At 30.7% G+C, this 16,999-nt stretch carries 18 protein-coding genes and 1 pseudogene; 5 read left to right on the top strand and 14 right to left on the bottom strand.

Features of this window, described 5'->3' with window-relative positions:
• Positions 1–10 precede the first annotated feature (10 nt).
• Genes N5D46_RS05585 through N5D46_RS05575 form a run of 3 tightly spaced genes read left to right on the top strand, consistent with a single transcriptional unit; the run spans position 11 to position 1,556 of the window.
• The gene (locus N5D46_RS05585; protein WP_260392006.1) at positions 11–598 is read left to right on the top strand and encodes a DMT family transporter; all 588 of its coding nucleotides are present in this window, start codon (positions 11–13) and stop codon (positions 596–598) included.
• A complete protein-coding gene (locus tag N5D46_RS05580; RefSeq protein ID WP_260392005.1) occupies positions 595–894 on the top strand; it encodes a DMT family transporter in 300 nt (99 codons plus the stop codon). The genes N5D46_RS05585 and N5D46_RS05580 overlap by 4 nt, the downstream gene beginning before the upstream one ends.
• 29 nt (positions 895–923) lie before the next feature.
• Complete coding sequence (locus tag N5D46_RS05575) at positions 924–1,556, top strand: CatA-like O-acetyltransferase (RefSeq protein ID WP_125350032.1); 633 nt, start codon at positions 924–926, stop codon at positions 1,554–1,556.
• A 48-nt stretch (positions 1,557–1,604) separates the two neighbouring features.
• On the opposite strand, the gene N5D46_RS05570 is transcribed toward N5D46_RS05575, so the two are convergent.
• The 6 genes from N5D46_RS05570 to N5D46_RS05545 form a co-directional block, all read right to left on the bottom strand.
• On the bottom strand, positions 1,605–2,162 hold the full coding sequence (locus tag N5D46_RS05570) for a hypothetical protein (protein ID WP_280036968.1): 558 nt from the start codon (positions 2,160–2,162) through the stop codon (positions 1,605–1,607).
• Between the two features lie 23 nt (positions 2,163–2,185).
• Entirely contained in the window at positions 2,186–2,833 is a 648-nt protein-coding gene (locus N5D46_RS05565) for a hypothetical protein (RefSeq protein WP_280049412.1), read from the bottom strand.
• Positions 2,834–2,927: 94 nt separating this feature from the next.
• On the bottom strand, positions 2,928–3,428 hold the full coding sequence (locus N5D46_RS05560) for a regulatory protein RecX (RefSeq protein ID WP_114997826.1): 501 nt from the start codon (positions 3,426–3,428) through the stop codon (positions 2,928–2,930).
• Positions 3,429–3,616: 188 nt separating this feature from the next.
• Positions 3,617–4,264: a ribulose-phosphate 3-epimerase gene (rpe, locus tag N5D46_RS05555; protein WP_125350028.1), complete on the bottom strand. Its 648-nt coding sequence runs from the start codon at positions 4,262–4,264 to the stop codon at positions 3,617–3,619.
• Positions 4,265–4,349: 85 nt separating this feature from the next.
• The gene (locus N5D46_RS05550; protein ID WP_114997834.1) at positions 4,350–4,937 is read right to left on the bottom strand and encodes a hypothetical protein; all 588 of its coding nucleotides are present in this window, start codon (positions 4,935–4,937) and stop codon (positions 4,350–4,352) included.
• Positions 4,938–4,997: 60 nt separating this feature from the next.
• Positions 4,998–5,387 (bottom strand): hypothetical protein, encoded by a 390-nt coding sequence (locus N5D46_RS05545; RefSeq protein WP_219035270.1) that lies wholly within the window; start codon positions 5,385–5,387, stop codon positions 4,998–5,000.
• A gap of 96 nt (positions 5,388–5,483) precedes the next feature.
• Between N5D46_RS05545 and mgtE the strand changes: the two genes are divergently transcribed.
• Positions 5,484–6,803 carry a magnesium transporter gene (mgtE, locus tag N5D46_RS05540; protein WP_125350025.1) on the top strand — a complete coding sequence of 440 codons (1,320 nt, stop codon included), beginning with the start codon at positions 5,484–5,486 and terminating at the stop codon, positions 6,801–6,803.
• A gap of 37 nt (positions 6,804–6,840) precedes the next feature.
• Here mgtE and N5D46_RS05535 read toward each other — a convergent pair whose 3' ends face one another.
• The 7 genes from N5D46_RS05535 to N5D46_RS05505 all read right to left on the bottom strand — a co-directional run bounded on the left by N5D46_RS05535 (position 6,841) and on the right by N5D46_RS05505 (position 14,837).
• Positions 6,841–7,686 (bottom strand): lipocalin family protein, encoded by an 846-nt coding sequence (locus N5D46_RS05535; protein WP_219035271.1) that lies wholly within the window; start codon positions 7,684–7,686, stop codon positions 6,841–6,843.
• Between the two features lie 55 nt (positions 7,687–7,741).
• Positions 7,742–8,608 (bottom strand): sigma-70 family RNA polymerase sigma factor, encoded by an 867-nt coding sequence (locus tag N5D46_RS05530; RefSeq protein ID WP_019975176.1) that lies wholly within the window; start codon positions 8,606–8,608, stop codon positions 7,742–7,744.
• Positions 8,609–8,732: 124 nt separating this feature from the next.
• The gene (gene hutG / locus N5D46_RS05525) at positions 8,733–9,674 is read right to left on the bottom strand and encodes a formimidoylglutamase (protein WP_280049409.1); all 942 of its coding nucleotides are present in this window, start codon (positions 9,672–9,674) and stop codon (positions 8,733–8,735) included.
• Between the two features lie 2 nt (positions 9,675–9,676).
• Positions 9,677–10,282 (bottom strand): trimeric intracellular cation channel family protein, encoded by a 606-nt coding sequence (locus N5D46_RS05520; protein ID WP_038332494.1) that lies wholly within the window; start codon positions 10,280–10,282, stop codon positions 9,677–9,679.
• A 38-nt stretch (positions 10,283–10,320) separates the two neighbouring features.
• A complete protein-coding gene (locus N5D46_RS05515; RefSeq protein WP_280036959.1) occupies positions 10,321–10,929 on the bottom strand; it encodes a trimeric intracellular cation channel family protein in 609 nt (202 codons plus the stop codon).
• A gap of 127 nt (positions 10,930–11,056) precedes the next feature.
• A complete protein-coding gene (locus tag N5D46_RS05510; RefSeq protein WP_280049407.1) occupies positions 11,057–11,701 on the bottom strand; it encodes a hypothetical protein in 645 nt (214 codons plus the stop codon).
• Positions 11,702–11,876: 175 nt separating this feature from the next.
• Entirely contained in the window at positions 11,877–14,837 is a 2,961-nt protein-coding gene (locus N5D46_RS05505) for a Tn3 family transposase (RefSeq protein WP_092910703.1), read from the bottom strand.
• A 140-nt stretch (positions 14,838–14,977) separates the two neighbouring features.
• Here N5D46_RS05505 and N5D46_RS05500 point away from each other — a divergent pair, with 140 nt between their 5' ends.
• Positions 14,978–15,595 carry a recombinase family protein gene (locus N5D46_RS05500; protein ID WP_092910698.1) on the top strand — a complete coding sequence of 206 codons (618 nt, stop codon included), beginning with the start codon at positions 14,978–14,980 and terminating at the stop codon, positions 15,593–15,595.
• Positions 15,596–15,656: 61 nt separating this feature from the next.
• On the opposite strand, the pseudogene N5D46_RS05495 reads toward N5D46_RS05500, so the two are convergent.
• Positions 15,657–16,322: pseudogene (locus N5D46_RS05495) on the bottom strand (NAD(P)/FAD-dependent oxidoreductase); the annotation flags it as partial.
• Positions 16,323–16,999: the final 677 nt, after the last annotated feature.

The raw sequence follows: 16,999 nt of genomic DNA, 5'->3' as shown, positions 1-16,999 counted from the left end.
TCTATTAAAAATGAAATTCAAAGGTTACGCATATGGGCTAATATCGTCCATATCTTATGGATTAATTCCATTATTTATCCTTCCTATAAAACAAGCAAATTTTTCGATGGATACCACATTATTCTATCGATTCTTTTTTTCTGCATTGATTGTCGGAACATATTTATTCATCAAAAAACAATCATTCAAAATAGATGTGAAACAGATTCCATTTTTAATCATTTTAGGATTATTGTACGGAATCTCAGCGGATGCCTTATTTTTAGGTTATGATTATTTAACTCCTGGAATTGCCTCCACATTATTATTCGTTTATCCGTTGATTGTTGCCATCATAATGGCTGTTTTCTTCAAAGAAAGAATTACAATTTCAACTATTGTAGCCATTGTTTTTGTACTGGCTGGTGTAATTTTACTAAGTTTCAAAGAAGGAAAATTCGAGCTAAATCCAATCGGATTAGGAATTGTTTTTATCAGTGCTTTGGGTTACGGATTATATATTGTGACAGTCAACAAATCGAAAGTACGAGATATAAAAGGCTTTACATTAAGCTTTTATTCGTTTCTATTTACAACGATTTATTACGCAACAAAATGATTATTCACAAAGAATCCTTCATTTTACCATCATTAGAATTAACCTTCAACTTTTTTATATTTGCGTTTGTTACGACAGTTGTTTCGAGCATCGCTTTGATTTATGCAATTAAAAACATTGGTTCTACAGCCACTTCTATTCTTGGCGCATCAGAACCTGTGGTTGCCGTTGCTGTAAGTGTTATGATCTTTGGTGAAGATTTTTCGTTGAGTTTGGCTTTAGGAATTTTTATGATTATTCTAGGCGTGACTCTGAATGTAATTGGTGATGCATATCAACAAAAAAGATTGAAGTAATTGTAAATCCTATTTTTAACTTTGCATCAATGAAACAGAAATTTAATCCTGAAGGTTGGAATCGTATAGAGCATTTTAATATGTTCTCGAAAATGGATAATCCGTATGTCGGAGTTGTTGCGGAGGTTGAATGTTCTAAAGCGTACAAATTTGCCAAAGCAAATAAATTGTCTTTTTTCGCAGTCTATTTACATTGCTCGATGTTGGCAGAAAATAAGATTAATGAGTTTAAATATCGCATCGAAGATGATGAAATTTTTGTGTACGATCATTTAGATTGCGGAACAACAATTGGTAGAAAAGACGGAACTTTTGGTTTTGCGTTGATGAATTTTACCGAAGATTTTAATGCATTTAACGCACAACTTCAAGAGCAAATACAAAGTGTAGAAAATTCGGTTGGTTTGCACATCAAAAATGAAGAAATTACCATTGGCTTGGTTCGTCATTCTACGTTTCCATGGTCGAGATTTACGGGATTAGTGCAACCAAGTAACTTTGGAACAGGAGAATCTATTCCGCGAATTATTTTTGGAAAAGCGTATACGCAAAACGATAAAATGTATATGCCTGTTTCGGTTGAGGCGAATCATGGTTTTGTAGATGGTTTTCATTTGGCAAATTATCTGCAAGAATTTGAAAAAGAATTAGGTAAATATTAGAAATAGTAAAAACGAATTTCGAGTTTCGAAATTCGTTTTTTTTATGGTTTATTCTGATTCTGTTTGTGGTTCATTTATTGGTTCAGGTAAAATTATCTTAATATTTGGAAAATATTTTTTATCTTCTTCTAAAATAAAATCTTTATCATACTCGTAATAATGTGATAATCTTTGCAAAATAAATTGATTAGATTCTAAATCTCTTTGAAATCTAATTTTATAACCTTTTATTTCATCTTCAAAAATATCAGTTTCTTCAAAAGGTACTTTAATTGCTTTATTTATATCTACAAATCCTTCAACAATTTTATCATCTTGATTGACTATTAATTTATAAATTATACCATTTATTTTAGTTTGTAAATATTTGTAATCACTATTCAAATTAATTTCTTTTGTTTCAGAAATATAAATGTACAAGTTATCCTCTGTAAAAATAATTCCTATATTTTCGACATTCAGATGATTTGATTTAGCTATTATAGTTGCTTGTTCTAATGCTTGATAAAAATTTTTATTTTTGATTTCTTTTGGAATCGAATTAATCTTGTTTGTTTGACAACCAAAGAAAAACAAAAGAATTAAAACTGAATAAATATATTTCATACAAGTGTTTTAATTAAAGATAATCAATTCACTGCAACTTTTTTATTTAGTTTTTTTGACCAAGAAAAAATATAAATCGTTCCGATAATTGAAGGTACAATCCAAAAATAAATATTATTTCCAAATCCAGCACCTGCAACCAAAAACGCTGTTACTGAAGCGATATAAGCGCCAACCATTTTTCCAACATGATTCATTGTCCATTTTTTATAATTCTCTGGATTCTTGTAAAAAACAAAATCTCGATAAGACATAAATCCTCCTAAAAACCCAAAAATTAAATACAATAATCCAATTGCATTGCTTTTGAAAAGTGGAAGTAATCCAAAAACAATCATCACAATAGATGTGATAAACATTGCTCCAGAAATGATTTTATCCAAATTATTAGAATAATTTTTACGCTTATAATTTAGAATTCTATTTCCAATCAAAATCATATAAATCGTGAAAATACCAATCATTAAAAGAAAAGAATTGTGGTGATTTGGAAAAGCACAAATAATTAACGAAAGAACAGAACTGACTAACATACCAATCGAAAATATTTTTCCCACTTTTTTGTGTGTCGAATTTCCTTTTTTTATAATCATAACAGCTGTACCAGCAACTAAACCAATTCCTCCAAAAAAAGCGTGAATGTAAATAATGATTTTGACTAAATTTTCCATAATGTGTTTATTTATTATGGAATAAAATTAAGTGAAGTCTTTTTTAATTTTAAAAATTATTAACCGAATTGTCGAATTTTACGGATGAATTGTATTACTCTTTTGTTTTCACTGTTTCTATAGCATCATTCATCAAATCAAACTCGTAGCCTTTGTACGCTAAATATGCTTTTACTTTGTTTATTTTCTTGAAAGATTCGCGCTCAGAAGCTAATAAATTGAACTTTTTCTGCGTTAAATACAATAAATTATTCCAATATTTATCCAAATCAATTTCTTCTTTAAATGCTTTTTCGATTAATTTTTGGTCAATTTGACGCATTTTTAATTCTTGACGAAGACGATTTCTTCCCCACATTTTTTGATTGACTTTTCCTCGAACAAAATTATGAACAAATCGTTCTTCATTCAGGAATCCGTAATGAATTAGCTTAAAAATAATCTCATCTTTCGCTTCCGGAATCAAATCAAAATCACGAAGTTTTTTCTCTACTTCCCAATGACAACGATCTTGATAAAGACAATATTTTGCCATTTTATCTTTGATTTCATCAATCGTATAAATCTTTTTTGGGTTGTCTTTAGAGAAATTCATGCAACAAAGTTAAGATTTTAATGAGAGAATTATTTGATTAACTTTATAAGATACCAAAACAAGTTTAAGATGAATCAACAAAAAAACTGAATCATTTCTGATTCAGTTTTTTATTATTTATTTTAAATAGTTGAAGGAAAAAATATGAACTTCTCAATTCTAATTTCTCACATCTCAATACTATTTTATTAAGCTTTTTGTAATTCTGCAATATATTCCGTTGGATTCTCAGCATTGAAAACTGCCGAACCAGCAACTAAAGCATCTGCACCAGCTTCTACCAATTTTGATGCATTTTGTACTCCAACTCCTCCATCAATTTCGATGATAACATTTGCATTTGCTTCTGTAATCATTTTTTTCAATTTAGAAACTTTGTTGTAAGTATTTTCAATGAATTTTTGACCTCCAAAACCAGGATTAACACTCATGATTAGAACTAAATCTAAATCGTTAATCACATCTTCTAAAACAGATACTGGTGTATGCGGATTAAGCGCCACTCCTGCTTTCATTCCTTCTGCTTTTATAGCCTGAATTGTACGATGTAAATGTGTACACGCTTCGTAATGTACCGTTAAAATATCTGCGCCAACTTGTTTGAAAGTTGAGATGTAACGATCTGGATCAACAATCATTAAATGTACATCCAAAACTTTATCTGTTAACGAATTTATTTTCTCAATAATTGGCATTCCGTAAGAGATATTCGGAACAAAAACGCCGTCCATTACATCTAAATGAAACCATTCGGCTTGAGAATTATTAACCATTTCGATGTCTTTTGCTAAATTTCCGAAATCGGCTGCTAAAATTGATGGTGCTACTATTGGCATAATCTTATTTGTTGTTTGTTTGTATTTTGTGGTGCAAAGGTAATGAAATAAAAAAATCGTTGAAAACTCAACGATTTATATTTTTTTAGAAATTGTAACCAACTCGAAAGCCTAAATCTAAAGCAACTCCTGTATTTGTACTTTTTACTTCTGATGTTGTATAATTATCAAAATCATAGTTTGTATATGTTTCTTGATAAAGAGAAAGTCCTAATCCCGTATAAAACTCATAAAAAAAGTTTTGAGCAAAAGAACGTTTAAATCCATAATTGAACGTAATAGAACCTTGTGGATTAACACCTAAATTATCACTATTAGAAATTGTTAACCAATCTGGCGTATAAGTTCCTTTTACAGCAATATAATTCCCAGAATTATTTTTGGTATTTTTTCCTTTGTCAATTCTTCGGTCAAAATTATAATAATAACGTCCTTCTAAAGCTATATTTGTTGTCAAAATATACTCAAAATCACTCCCATAAAAATCGCTATAACTGTATTTAAAACCTCCCAAATAATCTAAAGATCCAACAGCCGTAAAATTTTCGGATAAAGCTTTTTCATATTGAATTCCGATTCCAATAAAACTAACGTTTGCATTAAACAAATCTGTTGCTTTTTCTTGAGCAAATAGTGAAGTTGATAATAAGAGAGTAAATAATAGTTTTTTCATTTTCAGTGTTAATTAATACAATACGAATATAACAGAAAAAATGATTCAGTAAAATTATTTTTAATCCAAGAAAACTCTATTATCAATAAAGTTATAAGGTTCTTCGTCTTTCAATTCTTCGTTGATAATAAAATGAATCGAATCTTTTGACATAAAAATATAAGTGTAAATATCTGCCATTTCATCAGAATCTCTAAACTCATAATATTCATCACCAATAGTACACCAAACGCCTTCATCTTCAGAAAATGTAACGCAATCATCACTGTGAATGGTCTTAAAGTTAACTGTCATTGTACCGTCAACTTTTCTATTGACCATCCAACTATTTGTTTCACCTTTAAAAAATTTCCCATGATCGGTTCCAGACCAAATTCCAACAAATCGTTCATCTACATCCATAGATTTTATAAATTCTTTAATTTGTTTTTGATCTGTTTTATTCATCATAATTTCTATATTAAAATTAGCTTAAAAGTAGCCAATCTATACTTCTTCTCATCTCAAAAAGACTTAATTTGCAGCTCGGGATAAAAAAACAAATTTATGGAAAATAATATGCTTAATCAACATCCAGCAGATATTGCCGAACAATTAACTGCACTGAACGTAAAAGAAAGAAACATCGCTTTTTACTCGCTTTTGAATGATGATAAAGTTGAAGTATTCTCCTATTTTGAACCCGATATTCAGTACGAAATTGTAAAAAGTTTGACGGACGAAGATTTAGCCGAGGTTTTGAACAATCTTGATCCTGATGACCGAACAGAACTTTTTGAAAATTTCCCAGATCAATTAATCAAACATTCCATTAATCTTTTAAATCCTGAAGAACGCGCTACAGCACTAAATTTGATTGGATACAAAGAAGATTCGATTGCACGTTTAATGACACCAAATTATATTCAGGTAAAAGAACATTATACAGTAAAACAAGTTTTGGCTCACATCAAAAAGTATGGAAAAAAAGCCGAAACATTAACGTATATTTTTATTGTTGATGGAAAAAATAGATTGATTGATGATTTAAAAATTGGCGAAATTCTTTTGGCTGATGAAGATACTAAAGTAGAAGATTTAATCGATCATAATTTTGTTTCAATCAAGACGACAACTCCTTTAGAAGATGCGTTAGAAGTTTTTGATAAATACGATCGTTCTGCGATGCCAATTGTGACAGAAAATGATGTTTTGGTCGGAATTGTAACATTTGACGATATCTTGGATCGTATGAAAATGCGTGATACAGAAGATATTCAGAAATTCGGAGGGATGGAAGAATTGGATGTTTCGTATACTAAAACACCTATTGCGGAATTAATCAAAAAGCGCGCAGGTTGGCTGGTTATCTTATTTATTGGCGAAATGTTTACGGCTTCTGCAATGAGTTATTATGACCAGGAAATCGAAAAAGCAGTTGTGTTGGCTTTATTTGTTCCATTGATTATTTCGAGTGGTGGAAATTCTGGTTCTCAAGCGGCTTCCCTGATTATTCGAGCGATGGCTTTGGGCGAATTAAAGCTAAAAGATTGGTGGTATGTAATGAAAAAAGAATTTGCTTCGGGATTAATCTTAGGTGCAATTCTAGGATTTGTTGGTTTTATCAGAATCTTAATTTGGCAAAAAACTGGAATTTATAGTTATGGAGAATATTGGCTATATGTAGCTTTAACAGTCGCTTTATCTTTAATCGTCATTGTTTTATGGGGAACACTTTCTGGATCTTTAGTTCCATTTATTTTGAGAAAAATTGGATTTGATCCCGCAACAGCATCCTCGCCTTTCGTCGCAACCTTGGTTGATGTTTCAGGATTGATTATTTATTTTACAATTGCTGCAATTTTACTAAGCGGGAAATTATTATAACGAAAAACTCCAACTAAATTTAGTTGGAGTTTTTCATTTATTTTTTTCTTGTATCAATAAATTCGTACGTTTCATTTTCTTGTTCAAAAGCCATATTAAATGCTTTAAACTTTATCTGATTTTCATTTAAAATCTGAAACTCATAAACATCTGTTGATTCAGAATCTTCGTGGTATTCGTAAAACTTATTATCTTTTACCCACCATTTTCCTTTTTCTATAGAATTTTCTGTTTTTCTTCCTTTCATTTTAGTTTTAAAATCCAAAACAAAAGTTCCGTCTGCATTTCTTGTCATTGCCCATTCTTTAGATAATCCTTTCACTTGATTATCTTTTTCCGAACCTATCCAAATACCTACAAAACGTTCGTCTGCTTCACCATCTGTCTGATCATATGCAAACCCATCTACAGAGCTTTCCATATCAAAGATTTTTTTCATGGTTTTAGCTTTATATACAGAATACTTTTCTTCATAATAATCTGTCAAATTATTACTTTTTTCTTCTGAATATTTAGTCGTTTTAAAACCTCTTGGTAATTTTCCTTTTTCTAATCTATACTCAATTTTATTTTCATTGATTTTATACAAATAAATATCATTGAAGTTTAATTCATTTCCTTCCTCAAAATACTGATTATTATCTGTCCACCAAGTTCCTGTTTCTTTTGCATAAATAGAATCTCGACCACTCAACAACTCAAAATATAAAATAAATGTTCCATCATTTTTACGGTTGATTAACCATTTTCCATCAATAGGATCAGCTTTTGTTTTAGGAATTGAAGAAGACCAAAATCCAACTAAATTTTGATCAACTTTCTTTTGACCGAAAGTATAAGTTGAAAAAAGTATAAGAGTAAATAGTAAAATAAAGTTTCTCATAAAGTGTTTTAGTATTTATAAAAAAAGCAGCTTATTTAGCTGCTTTCTTATGTTTCTATCGTCCAATATACGTTTTCAAAATCTTAGATCTTGAAGTATGTTTTAAACGACGAATTGCTTTTTCTTTAATTTGACGAACACGTTCTCTTGTTAAATCAAACGTTTCTCCAATTTCTTCTAACGTCATTGGATGTTGACCGTTTAATCCGAAGTATAAACGAATTAAATCAGCTTCGCGAGGCGTTAATGTTTGTAATGCACGCTCAATCTCTACACGTAAAGATTCAATCATCAACTGTACATCTGGAGATGGAGATTCACCAATGTTTAATACATCGTATAAGTTAGAATCTTCTCCTTCTACTAATGGTGCGTCCATTGAGACGTGACGACCAGAGTTTTTCATCGACTCTTTTACATCACCTTCAGACATATCCAAAACTTCAGAAATTTCTTCTGCAGATGGAGCACGTTCATGTTCTTGCTCTAATAAAGCATAGGCTTTATTAATTTTATTGATCGATCCAATTTTATTTAATGGTAAACGTACAATACGAGATTGCTCTGCTAATGCTTGTAAGATAGATTGACGAATCCACCAAACTGCATACGAGATAAATTTGAAACCACGTGTTTCGTCAAAACGTTGTGCAGCTTTAATCAAACCTAAATTTCCTTCATTAATTAAATCTGGTAAACTTAAACCTTGATTTTGATATTGTTTCGCAACAGATACCACGAAACGTAAGTTTGCTTTTGTTAATTTTTCTAAGGCAACACGATCTCCTGCTTTGATACGTTGTGCTAACTCTACTTCCTCCTCCGCTGTAATCAAATCTACTTTACCAATCTCTTGTAAGTATTTATCCAACGACGCAGTTTCACGATTTGTTACCTGCTTTGTAATTTTAAGCTGTCTCATTTAACTAAAACCCTCCTATTATTAATGATTATTATCAATTTCTTTTGGCATTTTATCAACACCACTATATATGTATACGCAGATAACTGAAAAAGGTTACAAAATATTGTAAAATATTTCAGAATTAATGTCTTAAAACTTCGTAAATCATTTGTGCAGAGAGTTTCGCTGTGGAGTTATCAACATCAAAAAGCGAATTATATTCAACCAAATCAAATATTTTCACTTTGTTTGAGTTCATCAAAACCTTCAAAATATATTTAACCTGAAAAGGTGCCAAACCATTAATTGTCGTTGCACTTACACCTGGCGCATAAGCTGCATCAAAAACATCCATATCCAACGAAACATAAAGCGCATCAAATTGTTGAACAATCGTTTTCAAATCGTCTAACACTTTATTCAAATTGAAATGCACTTCATCTGCCAAAATAAAATTAACGTCTAAATTTTCTGCTCGTTGAAATAATGCTTTCGTATTTCCTAACTCTTGAATACCGATTGGAATATAATTGAACTTCATTTCATTTTCTTCGCAATACTTAGCCATTTCGTAAAAAGGCGTTCCTGAAGTTGATTGTGGATTTGGCGTTCTCAAATCAAAATGCGCATCAAGATTGATAATTCCAATATTTTTGTATGATTTTGCTAAAGCCAAAAAATCGCCCAAAGCCGTTTCATGTCCACCACCAATTACAATCGGAAAATGATTTTGTCGAATGATTTTATTAACTTGATTGATTTGTTCTTCTCGCGCAGATTCTAAATTTTTATCATCACAGTGAATATTTCCAGCATCGAAAATAAAATCAGTTTCAGAAAAATGTAAAGGTAAATTCGCTAAACTTTTTCGAATCAAATCTGGCGAATTTTTAGCACCAATTCTTCCTTTATTTCGTTCAACACCTTCTTCTGAACAGAAACCTAAAAATATTTTTGGTTGAACGGATGATGATTTAAATTTATCGTAGTCAGAAATTACTTGATGAATTCTTAAACCTAATTCTCCATCTTCAGAATCAATTCTTCCTGTCCAAATTTCTCGATTAAATGGTGTTTTTTGCATGATTAATAAAATTTAGGTAACGACAAATTATATTTTACAGTTACAATACGGATCGCCGCGATAATAGCGCCCGAAACGATGAAATTGATATTACGATCTAATCCAAAATTATCAAAAATTAAATACATCACACCTCCTGCGATACATGCCATTGCATAAATTTCTTTCACAAAAACCGTAGGCGTTCTATTCATCAAAACATCACGTAACATACCACCCATTACAGCGGTCATCATCCCCATCATCACAGAAATAAAATTGTTTGCTCCCAAAGAATGTGCTTTCTCTAAACCTACTATTGTAAATAACGCAATTCCCAATGTATCGAAAAGCATTAATGTTACTCTTAATCGTGAAAAATATTTAAAAAATAATCCTGCCAATAAAATTCCAGCAAAAACTGCGTAAATGACATTCATATCATTTATCCAAACTAACGGATAACTGTTAAGAAATAGATCGCGTAAAGTTCCACCACCAACAGCCGTTATAAAAGCAAAACAAGCAATTCCGAACCAATCATGTTTTTGTCTTTCATCTCCAGCTAAAGCACCAGAAATAGCAAACACAACCGTCCCAAATAATTCAAAAATGTATTGAATTTCCATCTATAAAAAATTAGTTCGCTAAGATACGAATCTATAAATTAATGGCTTTTGAATTTCGGTAATGATAAGTTATACTTAATTGCAGTCAAACGAATTGCGACAATTACAGCCCCCGAAATAAAGAAATTGATGTTACGATCAAGTCCCAATTTCCATAAAATCATATAAATAACTGCACCACAAAGACATGCAAACGCATAAATTTCTTTCTTGAAAATAATAGGAACTTCGTTCAACATCATATCGCGAATAATGGATCCAAAAACCGCCGTAAACATTCCCATTACAGGTGCAATTACAGGATGAATTCCAAGATTTAGAGCTTTTTCTAAACCAACAATCGTAAATAAAGCAATTCCTAACGTATCAAAAAGCATAAATGTTTTACGAAGTTTCAACAGAGGCTCATAGAAAATTGCCGCTAAAATAACACCAATCCCTACTGCATAAATAAGATTAACATCCTTTATCCACATAATTTCAACGGAAAGTAAAATATCACGAATTGTACCACCTCCAATTGAAGTTAGGAAAGCAATAAAGGTTACACCAAACCAATCGTTACCAGATTTTTCATCTGCTGCTAAAGCGCCCGAAATTCCAAAAAAAAGTGTACCAAATAATTCGAAAAAATATTGAATCTCCATTTCTATTGTATTAAATCATATTGTGTTGTGCTCTGTCAAAAATAAACACTTTTCTTTTTTAACGATGTTTAAATATACAATCGAAAATAAAAAAAGACCAACACATTTGTTAGTCTTTTTGTTAATATTAATAATAATTTGTTTTTTCTAATTGCTTTTCATCAATCGGATCTTCATCCAAATAGCGTTCTAAACTATCATCCAACTCTTTCATCCAAGGTGTGTGATGTTTTTCTGCTTTCGTTTCGTCCATAACTGAGGTATAGGTTTTATCTCGATAAGTTAAAATATTTTCTTCTTTATCTTTTAACCAAGATTTGAACATATTAGCAACTTTATCCAAATCGAACATAGGATAATCAGTTAAATGAATTAAATCCTTCAAATAATCAGTTTGAAAATCAACATGATCATCAGCAGAAATCGATTGTTTTTCATAATCAACCCATTTCTGAATATCTTTTTGAATTTCTTCTTTTGAAGGTAAATTAATTCGTCCCAAAATATAATCACGTGCAAACCATGCTTGCGCATCAAACATATTAAATGTGTAATATTGATCCTGCATTCCCAAAAATAACAATTGAGCATTTACATCTGATATTACACCTTTATACATTCCTTCTGGATACAAACAATTTTTGGTTTTTAAACGCAAATTATCTGGTAAAAACGGAAATTTGTGTTGATAACCTGTACACATAATTACTGCATCAAACTCTTTTGATGTTCCGTCTTTGAAAAATGCTTTCTTATCTTCAAAATGTGTCACTAAAGGCAATTCTTTTATCCCTTCGGGCCATTTACAATCAATCGGGTTTGTACGATAAGAAATTATGACCGATTTAGTTCCGTGTTTATAGGGGTCAGTCGACGAAACGGAAAAAATAGCACGTTAACAATTTAATCTATAATTTAATGGATTTATAATAGGTAAAACAAATACTTTATGAATTTCTTAGTGGCCTAAATTCTCCATTCTTCAATTTTATTTGATTGTTCCACACATAATCTCCCGTTAAGTGAATATGTTCCCATCCTAAGGGAGACAGATATTGAAGTAATTCTTCATTAATTTCTTCTCCTTGCTCTTTCAAATACTCTACTACTTTTTCAATATAAACTGTATTCCATAAAACAATAGCAGCCGTTACCAAATTAAGACCGCTTGCTTTATATCGTTGATTTTCAAAAGTTCTTTCACGTACCTCTCCTAGTCTATTAAAATATACTGCTCTAGCTAGAGCATTTCTAGCTTCACCTTTATTAAGTCCCGCAGTAACTCTTCGCCTAAGTTCTGGACTCATATACCAGTCGAGCATAAATAAGGTTCTCTCAATTTTACCCAATTCTCGCAATGCTACCGCCAGTCCGTTTTGTCTTGGGTAGCTTCCAATCTTCTTTACAATCAATGAAGCGGTAACAGTTCCATTTTTTATGGAAGTAGCCAATCTTACTATTTCATTCCAGTTTTGAATGATTTTTTTACTGTTAATTGTACCTCCTATATGTTCTGATAAAGCAGAATATTCAGTAGATGCTTCAGGTATGAAGAGTTTCTTATCATTCAAATCTCTGATTCTTGGTGCAAATTTAAATCCTAATAACTGCATCAAGGCAAACACATGATCGGTAAATCCAGCGGTATCAGTGTAATGTTCTTCTATCTGTAGATCAGATTCATGATATAGTAATCCATCTAATACATAAGTCGCGTCTCTTACACCTACATTAATAACTTTAGTATGAAATGGAGCATATTGATCAGAAATGTGTGTATAAAACTGAACTCCTGGAGAACTTCCATATTTAGGGTTAATAGTACCTGTCCTTTGCGCATAGCTACCTGTAGCAAAACGTTGACCATCTGAAGAAGATGTTTTTCCTTCTCCCCAGTAAGAAGAAAAATGGTGCTGAGTTTGTTTATTTATAATTTTAGCTAAAGCTAAAGAGTAAGTATCATCTCTAATATGCCAAGCCTGAAGCCAGGAAAGTTTTGCGTAAGAAGTTCCTGGAGAAGCTTCCGACATTTTCCTTAATCCAAGATTAATAGCATCTGATAATATGACAGTTAGTAATAGGTTTTTATCTTCTACTTTATTTCCGGATTTTAAATGGATGAACTCATCTGTAAAATTTGTCCACTGATCGACTTCTTTCAAGAGATCAGTAATTTTAATAAGAGGAAGCAACCCGTATATTTTTTTTCCTAAAATTTCAGCTTCTTCAGGAACTGTATTTTCAAGAGGTTTAATCTTTATTCTGTCATTAATAATTGAAGAGTCTGGGAGTTCATTGTTTTCAATAAGTTTACAAACAGTTTGTATTTTCTTGGAAAGAATTCTCATTCGCTGTGAAAGAAACTCTTCTCCATTCAACACTACATCAAGAGGAACTGTATTTTTATCTCTCATTTCAGTAAATTTCTTTACAGGAATAAGATAATCTTCGAAATCTTTGTATTGTCTAGACCCCTTAACCCAAAGATCTCCAGAACGTAAATGATTTTTAAGTTCTGAGAATAGACATAATTCATAAAATTTTCGATTGATTCCATTCTCAGTAAAAACTAAATCTTCCCATCTTTTTCTGATGAAACTTGAAGGAATATTTTCGGGTAGTTTTTTAAGTTTTCCATCATATAAATCTATCAAAATACTTACTGTCTTTAAAATATCTTCTGCTACAGGAGCAGAATGAATTTCTAATACTTTCAAAAATTCGGCACCATACTTTTTTATCGTGAAATATTTATCTGATATAAAATAAAGTGAATCAAAATTCTGTTTAACCGTTAAATCTTTAGTATCCGATATACTTTTAGCTAAATCTTCCCATGAAACAACTGATTCTACAGCACTAAATGGATCTTCTCCTGTTTCTTTAGCATCAAGAAGTGCATGACCAATTTTTAAAAATATATCAAGCTGTTTTCCCATAGATTTCCCCGATTCTTGCATTTTTTGAGATTGAGTATTTTTAGCATACTTGAAAAGAGAACCAATTATTTTATCATTCATTTCTATAATTTCATCAATAATAGAAGCTTTGGTTTCAATCAAAACGGCTATTAATGTTGCATATCTGCGAGACTCTTCAAAATCTCTTAAATGCTGGGGTGTCATCTGTCTACCTTCTCTCGCAATTTTAAGTAGTCTATTCTGATGAATATCTTTTCCAATATCTTTATGAAGGTTTATTTCTTTTATAAATTTTAAACGTTCTATATGAATCAATAGGCTTTTAGAATTAACAGATTTTGGTGATTGTTTTAACCAGTTAAGATAACTAACATTGCTTTTTTCTTTTGAATTAAGAAGATTATCTAGGATATCTTTTTGTGTTATTGATAATGAAAAAGTTAGTTTGTCAAAGATTTGTTTTTCTGCATTCATTAAGGCTTCTGAACATAAATTTTCGATTGTATTAATAGATGGTTGTAAAATTTTATATTTCTTAATATCTTTTATAAATTCTTGTACAATTAGAATTCCTTTATCTGTTTGTAAAGAAATGTTCATTAAGTAATTAAAATAATAATTGTAATCTTGATTATTAAACATTCTATACCCATAAATAGATTGTATTAATGATAGATGTTCCCTTCTAGTTTGCGCTCTTTTCCCATATTTTAACCATTCTTCACTAGGAATATTAAGTTGTAAGCTTAAAAATTGTATAATTTTATCTGTAGGATATTCATCTACTGGAAGTATAATACCTGGACACCTCATGTAACTCAAAAGAACAGCAAAACCTAATTTATTAGATTTACCCCTACAATTACTCTCTATGATAGAAATATCTTGTTCTGATAGACTATAAATTCTAATAAATTCATCTTCTAATTCTGGAAGTTGAATCAATGTGTTTTTATCAAATTCTGATAATATTTTTTTTCTAGGCATTTCATTACAATATAATAACAAGAAAAACGACCGTTTTTCTTGTTCAATTAAAAGTAATAATAATCCATTACATATATACAAGATAACTCATTAAGAAAAACAAAACAAAGCTTTATATTTGTTTTAATCTTTTAGTACATATGGTAGATATAGGATATATAAGAGTATCAAAAAGCGATGGAAGCCAATCTTTGGATTTACAATTAGACGCTTTAATAAATGCAGGAGTTGATTCAAAAAGAATTTATAAAGATTTAGCTTCTGGAAGAAAAGATCATAGACCAGGACTTGAAAATTGTCTTAAAGCATTACAACCAGGAAATAACTTAGTAATATGGAAACTTGATCGTTTAGGAAGAGATTTAAAGCATTTAGTCAATATGGTAGATGAATTGAATAATCAAAATATTGGACTAAAAGTATTAGCTGGAAATGGGGCTCAAATAGATACATCTACAGCTAATGGTAAACTGATTTTTGGAATATTTGCAGCTTTAGCAGAATTTGAAAGATCACTTATTATTGAAAGAACAAAAGCGGGGTTAGAAGCAGCTAGAGCAAGAGGTAAAAAAGGAGGAAGACCTAGAAAAATGGATATAACGACAATTAAAATGGCAATGTTAGCTATGTCTGATAAAAATGCAGTAGCTAAAGAAGTCGCAAAGAAGCTTGGAATTACAACGACGACATTGTATATGTATATTAATGGGGATGGATCAGCAAAAGAAGTTGCTTTAAAAATCTTGAATAATAAATAATATTTATTTAAAACATATTAATCATAGATTAAATTGTTAACGTGCTATTTTCTCCGTTTCGTCGACTGACCCCTTTATAGCATTGTACCGCAATATCTTCTGCCGAATAACTACTACCAATCAATAAAATTTCTTTGCCTCTAAATGGATCAGCTCCGCGAAAATCATGCGCATGCATTACATTTCCTGTATAATTCTCGATACCTTTAAAATAAGGCATATTTGGTGTAGAAAAATGTCCAGTTCCGACAATTAAATAATCGAAATATTCTTCGAAAGTTTCATTTTTCTTTAAATCATCAAAAACAACGCGAAACTGTTTTTTATCCTCTACATAATCTACCCACCTTGCAACGGTATTAAACTGAATGTACTTTCGCGCATTACTTTGTTTAATTCTCCCTTCTATATAATCGAATAATACTTCTCTAGGTGGATAAGAAGATATTGTTTGACCAAAGTGTTCAGAAAATGTATAATCTGCAAATTCTAAGCATTCTTTTGGTCCATTCGACCATAAATATTTATACATACTGCCATGCAATGGCTCTCCGTATTTACCTACTCCTGTACGCCAAGTGTAGTTCCACATTCCTCCCCAGTTGTCTTGCTTCTCAAAACATTTAATTTCTGGAATTTTGTTACCTTTTTTCTCTTCTGACTCAAATGCTCTTAACATTGCCAAACTACTTGGTCCAGCCCCGATAATGCCTACTTTTAAACTCATGAATTGTTTTTAATTAAACTTATATGAACTACTCAACTATCTCTCGATAGTAATTGATTTTTATGTCTGAAACGACCTGATATAGAAACTAACTTCTATAAAAACTGTGTAAAACAGAATAGAATGAGTAATCTAATGATTACAACATATAAAGAGATAGAAAACCTCTTGCTGAATAAATAAAATTTTATTCAAAATTAAATTATTCTTCAATGTACTAAAATTATAGCAGATGGACAAATATTAATAAAACATAATGATAAGCGTAATTATTATGGCGTTCCCTTCGGTCGGGCTATCCGTTGCAATCTTTTGTATAAGAAGATTAGAAGTGATTACAGAAAAACCAATTCCTCCAAAAGGATTTCCACTACTATCCCTAACGCGGGTTTTAAGTTCTGAGTTATAAGTTTTGAGTAATAAGTTATAAGATGTAAGATTTAAGGCTTACAAGAATAGAAGTAAAAGTTGAAATATCCCCTTGAGGGGATTATAGGGGTGTCTTCGAGTTATGAATAGTAAGTTCTGAGTTAGTTGTAAAAAGGAAGCTTCTTGTTTTATAAAACATAGTTTGGAGATGCGTTGAAGTAAAACTTACATTTTACTTAATACTTAATACTTTGTACAAAAAAGTATAACCACAAAAAAAGCCTCAAGAAAATAATCTTGAGGCTTTT

The sequence above is a fragment of the Empedobacter sp. GD03865 genome (assembly GCF_029840775.1).
In the GTDB taxonomy this organism is placed as follows: Bacteria; Bacteroidota; Bacteroidia; order Flavobacteriales; family Weeksellaceae; genus Empedobacter; species Empedobacter falsenii_B.
Note: the sequence above shows the minus strand (reverse complement) of the source record. Positions and strands in the feature narration are given on the sequence as shown.